At 51.6% G+C, this 11,897-nt stretch carries 16 protein-coding genes and 2 tRNA genes; 8 read left to right on the top strand and 10 right to left on the bottom strand.

The features are described 5' to 3' along the window. Window positions 1-12: 12 nt before the first annotated feature. The 5 genes from ymdB to csgB all read right to left on the bottom strand — a co-directional run bounded on the left by ymdB (window position 13) and on the right by csgB (window position 2,490). Complete coding sequence (gene ymdB, locus ACMWLG_RS01840) at window positions 13-555, bottom strand: O-acetyl-ADP-ribose deacetylase (protein WP_023311113.1); 543 nt, start codon at window positions 553-555, stop codon at window positions 13-15. A 106-nt stretch (window positions 556-661) separates the two neighbouring features. Further along, window positions 662-982 (bottom strand): hypothetical protein, encoded by a 321-nt coding sequence (locus ACMWLG_RS01835; protein ID WP_023311112.1) that lies wholly within the window; start codon window positions 980-982, stop codon window positions 662-664. Window positions 983-1,146: 164 nt separating this feature from the next. After that, a complete protein-coding gene (gene csgC, locus ACMWLG_RS01830; RefSeq protein WP_023311111.1) occupies window positions 1,147-1,479 on the bottom strand; it encodes a curli assembly chaperone CsgC in 333 nt (110 codons plus the stop codon). A 61-nt stretch (window positions 1,480-1,540) separates the two neighbouring features. Further along, the gene (gene csgA, locus ACMWLG_RS01825; protein WP_023311110.1) at window positions 1,541-1,993 is read right to left on the bottom strand and encodes a curli major subunit CsgA; all 453 of its coding nucleotides are present in this window, start codon (window positions 1,991-1,993) and stop codon (window positions 1,541-1,543) included. A 41-nt stretch (window positions 1,994-2,034) separates the two neighbouring features. Next, window positions 2,035-2,490: a curli minor subunit CsgB gene (gene csgB / locus ACMWLG_RS01820; RefSeq protein WP_029739999.1), complete on the bottom strand. Its 456-nt coding sequence runs from the start codon at window positions 2,488-2,490 to the stop codon at window positions 2,035-2,037. A 764-nt stretch (window positions 2,491-3,254) separates the two neighbouring features. Between csgB and csgD the strand changes: the two genes are divergently transcribed. The 4 genes from csgD to csgG are packed head-to-tail and all read left to right on the top strand — an operon-like array spanning window position 3,255 to window position 5,596. After that, complete coding sequence (gene csgD / locus ACMWLG_RS01815) at window positions 3,255-3,905, top strand: biofilm master transcriptional regulator CsgD (RefSeq protein ID WP_021240790.1); 651 nt, start codon at window positions 3,255-3,257, stop codon at window positions 3,903-3,905. 4 nt (window positions 3,906-3,909) lie between these two features. Further along, window positions 3,910-4,299: a curli production assembly/transport protein CsgE gene (gene csgE / locus ACMWLG_RS01810; protein WP_045401843.1), complete on the top strand. Its 390-nt coding sequence runs from the start codon at window positions 3,910-3,912 to the stop codon at window positions 4,297-4,299. Between the two features lie 23 nt (window positions 4,300-4,322). Continuing rightward, on the top strand, window positions 4,323-4,736 hold the full coding sequence (csgF, locus tag ACMWLG_RS01805) for a curli production assembly/transport protein CsgF (protein ID WP_023311106.1): 414 nt from the start codon (window positions 4,323-4,325) through the stop codon (window positions 4,734-4,736). A 26-nt stretch (window positions 4,737-4,762) separates the two neighbouring features. After that, the gene (gene csgG / locus ACMWLG_RS01800) at window positions 4,763-5,596 is read left to right on the top strand and encodes a curli production assembly/transport protein CsgG (protein WP_024908984.1); all 834 of its coding nucleotides are present in this window, start codon (window positions 4,763-4,765) and stop codon (window positions 5,594-5,596) included. A gap of 44 nt (window positions 5,597-5,640) precedes the next feature. Here the strand turns inward: csgG and ACMWLG_RS01795 are convergent, their stop codons facing one another. From ACMWLG_RS01795 to ghrA, 4 genes are all read right to left on the bottom strand, one after another. Further along, a complete protein-coding gene (locus ACMWLG_RS01795) occupies window positions 5,641-6,123 on the bottom strand; it encodes a DUF1097 domain-containing protein (RefSeq protein ID WP_072162394.1) in 483 nt (160 codons plus the stop codon). Between the two features lie 96 nt (window positions 6,124-6,219). Further along, window positions 6,220-6,774 carry a molecular chaperone gene (locus tag ACMWLG_RS01790; RefSeq protein WP_045401838.1) on the bottom strand — a complete coding sequence of 185 codons (555 nt, stop codon included), beginning with the start codon at window positions 6,772-6,774 and terminating at the stop codon, window positions 6,220-6,222. 21 nt (window positions 6,775-6,795) lie between these two features. Then, the gene (locus tag ACMWLG_RS01785) at window positions 6,796-7,533 is read right to left on the bottom strand and encodes a phosphatase (RefSeq protein ID WP_045401833.1); all 738 of its coding nucleotides are present in this window, start codon (window positions 7,531-7,533) and stop codon (window positions 6,796-6,798) included. Window positions 7,534-7,617: 84 nt separating this feature from the next. Further along, the gene (gene ghrA / locus ACMWLG_RS01780) at window positions 7,618-8,556 is read right to left on the bottom strand and encodes a glyoxylate/hydroxypyruvate reductase GhrA (RefSeq protein WP_414762940.1); all 939 of its coding nucleotides are present in this window, start codon (window positions 8,554-8,556) and stop codon (window positions 7,618-7,620) included. 232 nt (window positions 8,557-8,788) lie between these two features. Here ghrA and ACMWLG_RS01775 point away from each other — a divergent pair. Next, window positions 8,789-8,876: transfer RNA gene (locus ACMWLG_RS01775), tRNA-Ser, on the top strand. Window positions 8,877-9,084: 208 nt separating this feature from the next. Here ACMWLG_RS01775 and ACMWLG_RS01770 read toward each other — a convergent pair. Then, a complete protein-coding gene (locus tag ACMWLG_RS01770; RefSeq protein ID WP_045401826.1) occupies window positions 9,085-9,990 on the bottom strand; it encodes a LysR family transcriptional regulator in 906 nt (301 codons plus the stop codon). A gap of 109 nt (window positions 9,991-10,099) precedes the next feature. Here ACMWLG_RS01770 and ACMWLG_RS01765 point away from each other — a divergent pair, with 109 nt between their 5' ends. From ACMWLG_RS01765 to ACMWLG_RS01755, 3 genes are all read left to right on the top strand, one after another. Then, window positions 10,100-10,960: a pirin family protein gene (locus ACMWLG_RS01765; protein ID WP_045401823.1), complete on the top strand. Its 861-nt coding sequence runs from the start codon at window positions 10,100-10,102 to the stop codon at window positions 10,958-10,960. 20 nt (window positions 10,961-10,980) lie between these two features. Next, complete coding sequence (locus ACMWLG_RS01760; protein WP_045401818.1) at window positions 10,981-11,658, top strand: isochorismatase family protein; 678 nt, start codon at window positions 10,981-10,983, stop codon at window positions 11,656-11,658. A gap of 147 nt (window positions 11,659-11,805) precedes the next feature. Further along, window positions 11,806-11,893, top strand: a tRNA-Ser gene (locus ACMWLG_RS01755). Window positions 11,894-11,897 lie beyond the last annotated feature (4 nt).

Below are 11,897 nucleotides of genomic sequence, written 5' to 3'. Positions count from 1 at the left end.
GCCGCGTTTGCATCAGCTCTCCAGTTCTTGTCTGCGCTGAGTCAGAAGCCGCTGATAAAGATGCGTGGTGTCGTCGTCGAAACAGACAAAAATCACCTTCTCTGGCAGCGGTTTTAACGACAAATAGCGGTAAACCGTTTCTACGGCAATCGTTGCGGCAGCGGCCTTAGGGTAACCATACACGCCTGTGCTGATGGCCGGAAACGCCATCGTTTTATAACCATTGTCGGCAGCCAGTCGCAGACAGTTCCGGTAAGCCTCTTCCAGAATACTCGCTTCGTGCTGATCCCCGCCATGCCAGACAGGCCCTACGGCGTGAATTACCGCTCTCGCAGGCAGATTGCCCGCCAGCGTAATCACCGCGTGACCGGGAGGACATTCGCCCTGCTGTTGGCGCACGGTTTTACAGGCTTCCAGCAGCTGCGGTCCGGCAGCCCGGTGGATAGCCCCGTCCACGCCGCCCCCTCCCATCAGGGATGGATTGGCCGCATTGACGATGACGTCGACGTGCACTGTCGTAATATCGCCATGAATAATTTCAATTTGCGGTTTCATAAAGCCCCTCTGCAACCCGCCATTTTCTTAAGTGTATCGCAGAGGAGACCGGGAGAAAAAACTATCAGAAAAAATCCTCTTTCACCGCAGGGCGCGAGAACGCGCACTAGCGATACTGGATTTCGACAACCGCGAGCGTTTTTTCAGGATTAAGGTATTTCATATTGAGCGTTGCCAGGTTTGAGTCGCTCACTTTCCCGTTAAGCGCCTCTGTATAGCTGACCATACGCGTTTGCATACGGTTATTATTTGGACATGACATTGCAATCTGTTGCTTCTGGGGGGCGACTTCACAGGGGTCTGCAACAATAGCACCGCGGAAATGAATGACGCCACCGTCAACAACCGTGGCCGAATAAGCCGGGATACTCAAAGCAGAAACGACCAGACCCAGACCTGCCACGAGTCGAGCAAAATAGTTGTTCATTATAGGTACTCCTCAAAGATAATCGTCCATGAGGGGTAAACGCGCTTCATTTATTAGGGCAAACGAAGTTTCACGTTACGGAACATAACGACCAGGTCCGTGATATCAGCATAGCTCAACGGTACAGACCCGCCATATTCTCAACATATTGATTTCATGAATGTTTAGAGCGAGCGTTCCGTTGGCGACCACTGTTGTGATAAATGTAGCGATTTACCGTCTGAAACGGTGACAACGATTTTCACCGTGTCTCCCGCGCTAATATTTAAACTCAGGCGCATTAAATCAATCGTCTGATTAGCGGGTATAAAAAGTGTGTTTTGCTGCCGGGAAGAACTTTGCCCCCCCTGCCCTTCTCGTAAAGAAACAATCTGAACCTGACAATCACACGACTGCGCCAGAGTGACCTGAGGAATAATGGTGGTCATATTTTCCTGCTGTGACGTTTTGAAGGTGATCTGGCTGGAAAGCGCGGCAAGGAGAATTAAAGTATTCATGATGAACTCCCGAAAAAAAACAGGGCATCAGCCCTGTTTTTTTGTAGCACAGATTTCAGTATCAGTACTGATGAGCTGTCGCGTGGTTACCAAAACCGATCTGGGTCACGTTGACAGTCGAGTTGGAAGCAGTCTGGTCTACGAGTGCACCGTTAAAGCCGCCGGACTGGCTAACGTTCATAACGGATTTTTTACTGTTCCACTGATCAAGTGTCGCACTGTTGCCAAAACCTTTCTGGGACAGGTTGATTTTACTATCATCAGAACCCTGACCAACGTCAGCGCCGTTACCGCCACCTTTCTGGCTAATATTCAGGACAGAATTTCTGGCGTCTGTCTGCAGAGCTACCGCTGAGTTACCGCCACCGTCCTGATAAATATTCAGGGTGGAATTTGGGCCACTGTATCCGCCATGACCATGTCCATGACCCCAGCCGCCCTGATTAATAGAACCCGCCATAGCACTACCAGAAACTACGATTGCTGCAAGCGCTGCCACTTTGAGAAATTTCATGGTAAACCCCCATCGGATTGATTAAAGTCGTCGCCAACGCGCTAATGTTGAATAACGTTAATCGCCATTTGCGACTGTTTCTGCACTACAACTGCGGTTTTCTGCGTACCGTACTGCGTAATATTTGCTCTATTACCCGACCCTTTCTGGATAATTTTCGCGCTATTACCGTATCCATCTTGCGTAATACCTGCATCATTCGCGTTACCGCTCTGATCGATCCAGGCAATATTGTAACCCCCTGATTGATCAACTCTCGCTCTGTTACCTACCCCATCCTGGGATACAATGGATAAGAGTCTTGAACCGTCCTGGCTAACCTCAGCGTTATTGAAAACGCCCCGTTGACCAATAATGGCTGCCTGATTTAGTGATGAAAGACTTAATTCGTTAACCGCAAAGTTATATTCAGAATTTGCCAAATCTGAATTCGCTGCGGTTACAAATCCAGGCGCACCCAGTAATGTAAACATCATAATTAACGATGCGTTTTTCATGTTGTCACCCTGGACCTGGCTATTTAATCGTGCCATAACCCTTTAACAATGTTACTTGTTAAAACGACTCGTATTGTGTTAACGCGTCGTTACGGTGAAGAGTATGTCCGCTGAAACATTTTAAATATCTCACCCACGCGGCTTATTTTTATTTATCGGCTCACCACAAAGTCGTAATTTACGTCAAAAATGACTTTAATCAGGCCAGCTTATATTTTTTATTAAAGGTGTATTACGAAAGGGTTGTACAACGACACGAAGGCTGTCCACGCTTCCTCCCGGGTTGTTTAAACGTAACGGCAGGAGAACATTTTTCTCAACGCGTGACACGAAGCCTCTTTTCTTAAGCCAGTCATTCACTCATTCGTGGGCTTAGAAATCATCTGAAACTCATACTTAATTATCGCTTTACAAAAATAAAAAATGATATTAAAAATCAATACATTAGAAATATTTGTATGATTTTTAAAATCTGTGCACCTCTATTTATGTGTACAACTTTCTCATCAATTATAGCCATTCCAAACAACCAAATTTCACAAATTAATATTAATTTTTACATCCTGTTACATGTTTAACACTTGCTTTAAACTTCGTAAAAGCTAGATTGAAATTAGATGTACGAAATTGGTTTTATATTTACCTCCCTGTGGAGGTTATGGTCTGATTCTACACACAGCAGTGCAACATCTGTCAGTACTTCTGGTGTCCTCTTTTAAACAGGAGGACAGCTGCCAGGTGCCAAAAAAAAGTGGGGTTTCATCATGTATAATGAAGTCCATAGTTTACATGGTCATACATTACTGTTGATCACAAAACCTTCTTTGCAAGCGACAGCTTTATTACAACATTTAAAGCAATCATTATCACTGAACGGGAAATTGCATAATATTCAACGTTCTTTTGATGATATTGCACCTGGCAGCATCATTCTTTTCGATATGATGGAAGCTGATAAAAAGCTTATCCATTACTGGCAAGATATTTTAAGCAGGAAAAACAATAATATCCGCGTGCTATTGTTGAATACGCCTGATGAATATCCTTTCAGAGATATTGAAAGCTGGCCGCATATCAATGGCGTGTTCTACGTCACGGAAGAAGAAGACCGGGTGGTAGAGGGGCTGCAAGGTATATTGCGCGGAGAGTGTTATTTTTCGCAAAAGCTTGCCAGCTATCTCATCACGCATTCCGGAAATTATCGCTATAACAGCTCAGAGTCAGCCCTGCTCACACACCGTGAGAAAGAGATCCTGAACAAGTTACGCATTGGTGCTTCAAATATTGAAATCGCCCGTTCGTTATTTATCAGCGAAAATACGGTAAAGACGCACCTTTATAATCTTTTCAAGAAGATAGCTGTGAAAAACCGAACTCAGGCTGTTTCGTGGGCAAACGATAACCTCAGGCGTTAATCACATGAAGCGCACGTTGAGTTGGATCGCCGCAGCGAGTTTCCTGCTCGCTGCCGGGAATCTGAAGGCCGTCGAGGTCGAAGTTCCCGGATTGTTAACAGACCACACTGTCTCATCAGTCGGGCACACTTTTTACCGTGCCTTCAGTGACAAATGGGACAGTACTTACACGGGTAATATAACAATCAACGAGCGGCCCAGTGCACGATGGGGAAGTTGGATAACAATAACGGCTAATCAGAACGTTATTTATCAAACGTTTTTATTCCCGACCAAAATAGACTTCGATAAAAACGTCGTCTTAGCACTGGAACAATCAGAAGACGCTATTAATCGCCTGCAAATAGATAAAGCCCTATTAAGCACCAGCGATTTAGCAAAAGACGAGTTCTAGCGAACCGATATCCGGAGGCTGTCATGCGTATTGCATATGCAGTTGTTTCGATAATGCTGATAACACCCATCAGCTGGGCCGGAAATATGACGTTTCAGTTCCGTAACCCTAACTTTGGCGGTAACCCTAATAACGGCGCGTTCCTTCTGAACGAAGCCCAGGCGCAAAACTCCTATAAGGATCCGAGCTTAAAGGATTTTAGCATTGATACCCCGTCCGCACTGGACAACTTCACTCAGGCTATCCAGTCGCAGATTTTAGGTGGGTTACTGACCAACATTAATACCGGTAAACCCGGCCGGATGGTGACCAACGACTTTATCGTTGATATCGCCAACACGGACGGACAGCTTCAGTTGAACGTAACCGATCGAAAAACCGGAAGAATCTCCACCATTCAGGTTTCCGGTCTACAAAGTAATTCAACTGACTTTTAAACAATAGCTAAATAAGGACAACGATCATGCAGCGCTTCCTGATATTTGTTGCAGTGTGCTTATTGAGCGGTTGTTTAACTGCTCCACCTAAAGAAGCTGCAAAACCTACATTAATGCCTCGGGCCCAGAGTTATCGTGATTTAACGCATTTACCTGCTCCAACGGGGAAAATATTTGTCTCCGTATACAACATTCAGGATGAAACCGGGCAATTTAAACCTTACCCGGCAAGTAACTTCTCCACGGCCGTGCCGCAAAGCGCCACCGCGATGCTGGTTACCGCGCTCAAGGATTCGCACTGGTTTATTCCGCTGGAACGTCAGGGTCTCCAGAACCTGTTGAATGAACGGAAAATCATTCGCGCCGCACAGGAAAATGGTACCGTCGCGGCCAATAACCGAACGCCTCTGGAATCTCTGGCAGCAGCGAACGTGATGATTGAAGGATCGATTATTGGCTACGAAAGTAACGTTAAATCAGGTGGTGCGGGAGCACGTTACTTCGGTATCGGTGCGGATACCCAGTATCAGCTCGACCAAATCGCCGTTAACCTGCGTGTGGTTAACGTCAGTACAGGCGAAGTGCTCTCTTCAGTGAACACCAGCAAAACCATTCTGTCTTATGAAGTTCAGGCTGGGGTATTCCGCTTCATCGATTACCAGCGTTTGCTGGAAGGTGAAATCGGCTACACCTCTAACGAACCGGTCATGATGTGTCTGATGTCAGCCATTGAAACCGGCGTGATCTACTTAATTAACGACGGTATAGACCGCGGGCTGTGGGATCTGCAAAACAAAGCAGACGTGCAGAACCCGATTCTGGTGAAATACCGCGATATGTCAGTCCCTCCGGAATCCTGACAGGAAGCGCATAAAAAAGGCGAGATGATTATCTCGCCTTTTTTTTATTCGCTCACCGCCGTGATGTTTTGCGCTTTTTCCCGCCGCGACGCCAGCCATAGACCGCTGTTTTTCATGGCATAGCCAAACAGCAATCCCAGCGCCAGGGAGGGAACCACCAGCTTCCAGTCCCCCTGCCCTGCAAAGGTCGCACATGCCCCCATAAAGGTTCCCGGCACAAATGAAAGCAGCAGATGCCTGGCCTGGATGCACATTAAAAAGGCGACGACACCCGTCATGACGTATCCCAGGATTTCCAGATGCGGTGCCAGCGCGCTGCCCTTCACGATCACCAGCGCCCAAATAACACCGCTCATCAGCGTGCAGCCAGAGATAAAGAGCCCTTTGACGCCCCCCTGCGGACAGGCGAAATAGGCGGTACAGCCGAGGAACCCGGCCCAGCTGAGCAATCCGAGAGACACGGCAACCCATCCCCAGAGTCCGGAGAGAATACCTGTCGTTATTGCGATACAAAGTAATATGTTCATGGCGCGCATCTTAGCAGAAGCGCACCATAGAAATGAGATCAGCAGCACATTACGTGCAAGTTGGAATGTTGAGTTGCAGAATTTATGTGATATGTATCACTCTTCGTTTTCTTCTTCCAGCTCATCCCACATTGCCGCGATAGCGTCGCGGGTCAGCGGGGCCAGCGTTCTCCAGAATGGCGAAGCGGCATGCGCTTCGACTTTACCCAGGAATGTCCCGACCCACGGCAGCAGGTACGTTTCGAACAAGGTTTCAATGGCTTCGTTCTCATCATCACCAGCGTTGTCTTCGATCCAGGACGCCGCCAGCAGCAGCGTACCGATATGATCGGCCGGCGTATCGCTCAGCGGCATACCGCGCGTGGAGAGGAACGCGCGGACTTCCGCTTCCGTTGCCCCTTCCTGCCAGGCTGAACGGTATGGCGAAACGCGGCACTCATCGCCGACGAACAGCGCATTGTAGTCCGTCGCAATCTGCTGCATGTCGCAGCTTTTTTGCAGACGTTCCAGTAAATCATCCTGTTCCAGCGGCCAGTTCTGCGCCAGTTTGCCTTCACGAATTAACGTAAAGAGCGGAACCAACAGCGGGTCTTGCGGCTGGCGATAATAGAGCGTACCCAGCACGCGGCAGAGGATGGAAAACTCGTTCATTTTTATGATTCCATTACACAATTAAAGATCGGCAAATTCGGCAATCGGCTCCATTCCGCGCGACTCGAGGAAATTGAGCATGCGGCGTGGGGTCACGTTCAGGATTTGCGCTTCCGGGAAGTTAACATCATTCAGCACTTTCAGGCACTCGCTGAAATCACCCAGCGTAAACGCGGTATGAGAATCTGATCCCAGCGCCACCATGCCACCCGCGTCACGCACGGCGGCCGCCACGTCGCGGCAGTTGGCTTCGCTGCCCTTACGCGAGTGAACAAAGGAGGAGTTATTAATCTCCAGCGCCACGCGGTGCTTCGCTGCCGCCTGCGCGACAGCCTGAATATCAATCGGATACTTCGGGTTACCGGGATGGCTGATAATGTGCACATTGCCGCTGGCAATGGTGGCAATCATCGCCGCGGTGTTGGTGTCTTTATCCTGGGGAGGGAAAACCGGCTCATGGAAACCGGCGAGGATAAGGTCAAGAGACGTCAGCATCGGGCCGGTGCAGTCGATCTCACCGTCGGTATTTTTGATGTTCGCCTCAATGCCGCGCAGTATCCCAATACCGTCCACCAGGCGTGGCCAGATCCGCATATTCACAAAATGCCAGTAGTGCGGCGCATCCGCCATGTCCGGGCCATGATCGGTAATCGCGAACAGCTTGATGCCTTTAAGCTTCGCCTGGGCGATATAATCATGGAGGTTGCTATACGCGTGAGTGCTGGCGACGGTGTGCATATGCAGGTCAACGGGATACATCTCTCTCTCCTCTGCGGTTTTTCCAAAGGATAGCAGGTATCAGCGGCGAATATTAGCAAAAACCCGGCGAACGCCGGGTTTCTCTCAGTAGCCGCGCTGTCTGTCGACCTGTCCGGTGACCGCGTTACCCTTTTCCATTTCGCTGATGGTATGGGATATATACGCCACCGCTTCTGCCGGACGCGTCACGGCAGCCACGTGCGGGGTCATCGCGACGCGTGGATGCGACCACAGCGGACTTTCCGCGGGCAGCGGCTCACGGCTAAAGACATCCAGCATGGCGCCTTTGAGCTTTCCGCTTTCCAGCGCCTTCAGCAGATCGCCTTCCACGACATGGACCCCGCGCGCGAGGTTCATTAAATAGCTCTGCTCGGCTAACTGGTTCAGGAGAGTACTATTGATAATGCCCACCGTTTCGGCGGTATTCGGCAGCAGGTTAATAAGCACACGCGTGCCTTTCAGAAAGGCCGGAAGCTCATCCGTTCCGGCAAAACTCTCAACGCCCGGATAGTCCTTACGGCTGCGGCTCCAGCAACGTAGCGGGAAGCCCCACGGAGCGAGAGCTTCTGCCACTTTTGAGCCGAGCACACCCGCGCCGAGGATCCCAACGGTAAAATCTTCATGTCGATAATCCGGCAGCGGCTCCCAGTGGGATTGCTGTTTAAAGACCTGATAATCGTCGAAGCGGCGGAACCAGTGCAGCACCTGGCTCACGGCATACTCCTGCATCTGCTGGCCCATTCCCGTATCTTCGAGACGGAACAACGGAATATTTTCAGGCAGCATTTCTGGGTGCGCTTTCAGTTTACTGAGGATCGAATCAACGCCCGCCCCCAGCGCAAAAACCGCCTTCAGTTTGCGCCCCTGTAGCATCTCAACCGGCGGGTTCCAGACCAGTGCATAATCAGCATGTTCATTATCGCCACGCTTCCACTCGCGTACGCGTGCGCCGGGCAGCGCCGCCGAAAGTGCGTCAATCCAGTAAGCGGTATCAAATGTAGGGTGATAGAAGAGAATATCCATGGTCATTCCTGCCTCTTATTGCGCTGTTTTGTTTTCGTTTTCAAGTGGATTGCCAGCATAACAAATTTATCAGGAAACCGCGTTGCTGATAAAAGAGGCGCTTTGTGCACATTTAGGAGTCAGGTTGCTTGAAGTTTGTCTAAACGCGCTAAATTACTGAAAAAGTGAGTTGACGGCAGTTCGGCTTTTCCTTACATTAGCGCCCGTCCCGGCAACAACGGGATGACAATATGGTGAGGTGTCCGAGTGGCTGAAGGAGCACGCCTGGAAAGTGTGTATACGGCAACGTATCGGGGGTTCGAATCCCCCCCTCACCGCCATATTTAAGATGAGAGCTCGTACGAAAGTACGGGCTTTTTTCTTTTATATTCTCCAGAAAGGGGGGATGAGAACCCCCGACCGGGGTTCGACAACTGGCGACAGCCAGTTGGACAGACTGAGAGCGAAGCGAACAGGCTGCCCGTAGGGCTAGCGAAGCGAGTCAATCCCCCCCTCACCCTTCCCCTCTCCCCAGGGGAGAGGGAAGTATTACTCTTCCACCATCCGCGCATACTCTCCGGTCAGAAAATCCACCAGCGTCCTGACCGACGGCAGCAGGCCGCGCCGCGAAGGATAAACCGCGTGAATCACTTCCCGTCGGGGTTCCCACGCGTTGAGCACCCGTACCAGTTCCCCTGACGCCAGCTGGTCCTTGACCATCAAAATCGGCAGTTGCACCACGCCGATGCCGGCCATGGCAGCTTCACGTAGCGCCAGCATATCGGTGGTAATCAATCGGGGGTGATAATGGATCTCCGCTTTGGCACCTCCGGGACCTGACAGCGCCCATTTATGAATATGTTTCCCCTCGTTCATGCTTAACCCGGGCCAGGCGCTGAGTTCAGATGGCACAACGGGTTCGCCCAGGCGTTGAATTAAGGCCGGACCGGCGACCAGACAATGACCCCTGTCAGCCAGCACCCTTAATACCAGGTCGCTGTCATCAAACGGACGCGGGCGTACGCGGATAGCGATATCAACCCCCTCACCCACCAGGTCTACCCGCCGGTTGGTCGCCTCAAGCTGAAGACTGATCCCGGGGTAGCGCGCCATAAATCTGGCCAGCATCGGACCCACGTGGACATGCAACAGAGTTATCGGGCACGTAATTCTGACAACACCGCGCGGTTCAGCCTGCAGTGCCGCAACGGCTTCCTCCGCGGCCTCGGCCTCTACCATCATCGCTTTACAGTGCTGGTAGAAGGTCTGCCCGACCTCGGTCACCGTAAACTGTCGGGTTGTTCGGTGCATAAGCCGCACGCCAAGGCGTTCTTCCAGCTGCGCTATCCGGCGGCTTAGCCTGGACTTTGGCAGATCAAGCGCCCTTCCCGCTGCGGCAAAGCCACCGTAGTCCACCACCTTCACAAACCAGACGAAGTCATTGAGATCCTGCATAAATCCTCATTGTTCTATTTTAAGAACAGTGAATGCCATTTTCACTATCTACCGGGATATTAACTCTGAATATAAGCTAATTACATCGACAGAACATCAGGAGTTAATCATGAAAAACGTAACAGGCGTTTATACCGCTCCCCGCCAGCACTGGGTTGGCGATGGTTTCCCGGTCCGTTCAATGTTCTCTTATCAGACGCACGGCGAGCCACTAAGCCCGTTCCTGCTGCTGGACTACGCGGGCCCGTACACCTTTCCGGCAGATGGGGCGAAACGCGGCGTAGGCCAACACCCTCACCGGGGTTTTGAAACGGTCACCATCGTCTATTCCGGTGAAGTGGAGCATCGCGATTCTACGGGCAAAGGCGGCGTCATTGGCCCCGGCGACGTGCAGTGGATGACGGCAGGTGCAGGCATTTTGCACGAGGAGTTCCACTCCAGCGCGTTCTCGCAGAAAGGCGGAGAACTGAAAATGATGCAGCTTTGGGTCAACCTGCCGGCCAAAGACAAGATGGCGGCTCCGGGCTACCAGAGCATTACGAAGGATGCGATCCCGACCGTGACGCTACCGGACAACAGCGGTTCGCTGCGGGTCATTGCCGGTCGCTACGAGGCTGTAACCGGCCCGGCGCACACCTTCTCACCGCTCAACGTCTGGGACATTGCGCTGAACCAGGGAAGCCACCTGACGCTCAATCAGCCCGAAGGCTGGAGCACCGCGCTGGTCGTGCTTGAAGGCAACATCACGGTGAACGGCACAACGCAGGCGGGTGAAGCTCAGCTGGTCGTATTGAGCCAGGAAGGCGACAAACTGCACCTGGAGGCGAACAGCGATGCCAAAGTGCTGCTGATGGCCGGCGAGCCGCTGAATGAACCCATCGTGGGCTATGGCCCGTTTGTGATGAACAGTAAAAGCGAAATCAACGAAGCCATTCGTGATTTTAACTCCGGCCGCTTCGGCCGGATCTGAACGTAATAAAGGAAAAGATAATGTCTACACCTGCGAATTTTAATGGCACACGTCCGGTTATTGATGTGAACGATGCGGTGATGTTGCTTATCGATCACCAGAGCGGTCTGTTCCAGACCGTTGGGGATATGCCAATGCCGGAACTGCGCGCCCGTGCGGCTGCGCTGGCAAAAATCGCTCCCCTGGCGAAGATCCCGGTGATCACCACCGCGTCCGTCCCACAGGGACCGAATGGACCGCTTATCCCGGAGATCCACGCCAACGCGCCGCATGCGCAGTATGTTGCCCGTAAAGGCGAGATCAACGCCTGGGATAACCCGGAGTTTGTGGCGGCGGTGAAAGCGACAGGGCGTAAGACGTTGATTATCGCGGGCACAATCACCAGCGTCTGCATGGCTTTCCCGTCAATCAGCGCGGTGGCGGACGGCTATAAAGTGTTTGCGGTGATTGATGCCTCAGGTGCCTACAGCAAAATGGCGCAGGAGATCACCCTGGCGCGCCTGGTGCAGGCCGGCGTGGTTCCGATGGATACGGCGGCGGTGGCCTCCGAGATCCAGCGAACCTGGAACCGTGAGGACGCGGCTGAGTGGGCTGAGGTGTATACCCACATCTTCCCGGCTTACCGGCTGTTGATCGAAAGCTACGGCAAAGCACAGGAGGTGGTTAAAAACAGCGAAGTGCTCGATTCACAGCGTTAATCCTCTGCTCCACGACGTAAAAACCGTGGAGCTGATTAATGCTTAACCGAACAGGCACTAAAGCTGAAAATCTGCTTGACCGTGTTAGCGCAACTCCCTATAGTAGCGCCCCGTTGCCCCCCAAGCGGTCAGGCAGCAAAACAATATGGTGAGGTGTCCGAGTGGCTGAAGGAGCACGCCTGGAAAGTGTGTATACGGCAACGTATCGGGGGTTCGAATCCCCCCCTCACCGCCATATT

This window comes from Enterobacter sp. 01-M-02-SI-ECC, assembly GCF_047530595.1.
Classification (GTDB): Bacteria; Pseudomonadota; Gammaproteobacteria; order Enterobacterales; family Enterobacteriaceae; genus Enterobacter; species Enterobacter cloacae_M.
This window is presented reverse-complemented; position numbering and strand designations above follow the sequence as displayed.

What these genes read in the sequence shown, in the direction of transcription:
- csgB (WP_029739999.1), bottom strand. Translation starts at nt 2,490, where the DNA reads ATGAAAAACGCATCGTTAATTATGATGTTTACATTACTGGGTGCGCCT.
- ACMWLG_RS01795 (WP_072162394.1), bottom strand. Translation starts at nt 6,123, where the DNA reads ATGAACATATTACTTTGTATCGCAATAACGACAGGTATTCTCTCCGGA.
- csgF (WP_023311106.1), top strand. Translation starts at nt 4,323, where the DNA reads ATGCGTATTGCATATGCAGTTGTTTCGATAATGCTGATAACACCCATC.
- ACMWLG_RS01770 (WP_045401826.1), bottom strand. Translation starts at nt 9,990, where the DNA reads ATGCAGGATCTCAATGACTTCGTCTGGTTTGTGAAGGTGGTGGACTAC.
- csgG (WP_024908984.1), top strand. Translation starts at nt 4,763, where the DNA reads ATGCAGCGCTTCCTGATATTTGTTGCAGTGTGCTTATTGAGCGGTTGT.
- ACMWLG_RS01835 (WP_023311112.1), bottom strand. Translation starts at nt 982, where the DNA reads ATGAACAACTATTTTGCTCGACTCGTGGCAGGTCTGGGTCTGGTCGTT.
- csgD (WP_021240790.1), top strand. Translation starts at nt 3,255, where the DNA reads ATGTATAATGAAGTCCATAGTTTACATGGTCATACATTACTGTTGATC.
- ACMWLG_RS01760 (WP_045401818.1), top strand. Translation starts at nt 10,981, where the DNA reads ATGTCTACACCTGCGAATTTTAATGGCACACGTCCGGTTATTGATGTG.
- ACMWLG_RS01785 (WP_045401833.1), bottom strand. Translation starts at nt 7,533, where the DNA reads ATGTATCCCGTTGACCTGCATATGCACACCGTCGCCAGCACTCACGCG.
- ACMWLG_RS01765 (WP_045401823.1), top strand. Translation starts at nt 10,100, where the DNA reads ATGAAAAACGTAACAGGCGTTTATACCGCTCCCCGCCAGCACTGGGTT.
- ymdB (WP_023311113.1), bottom strand. Translation starts at nt 555, where the DNA reads ATGAAACCGCAAATTGAAATTATTCATGGCGATATTACGACAGTGCAC.
- ghrA (WP_414762940.1), bottom strand. Translation starts at nt 8,556, where the DNA reads ATGGATATTCTCTTCTATCACCCTACATTTGATACCGCTTACTGGATT.
- ACMWLG_RS01790 (WP_045401838.1), bottom strand. Translation starts at nt 6,774, where the DNA reads ATGAACGAGTTTTCCATCCTCTGCCGCGTGCTGGGTACGCTCTATTAT.
- csgC (WP_023311111.1), bottom strand. Translation starts at nt 1,479, where the DNA reads ATGAATACTTTAATTCTCCTTGCCGCGCTTTCCAGCCAGATCACCTTC.
- csgA (WP_023311110.1), bottom strand. Translation starts at nt 1,993, where the DNA reads ATGAAATTTCTCAAAGTGGCAGCGCTTGCAGCAATCGTAGTTTCTGGT.
- csgE (WP_045401843.1), top strand. Translation starts at nt 3,910, where the DNA reads ATGAAGCGCACGTTGAGTTGGATCGCCGCAGCGAGTTTCCTGCTCGCT.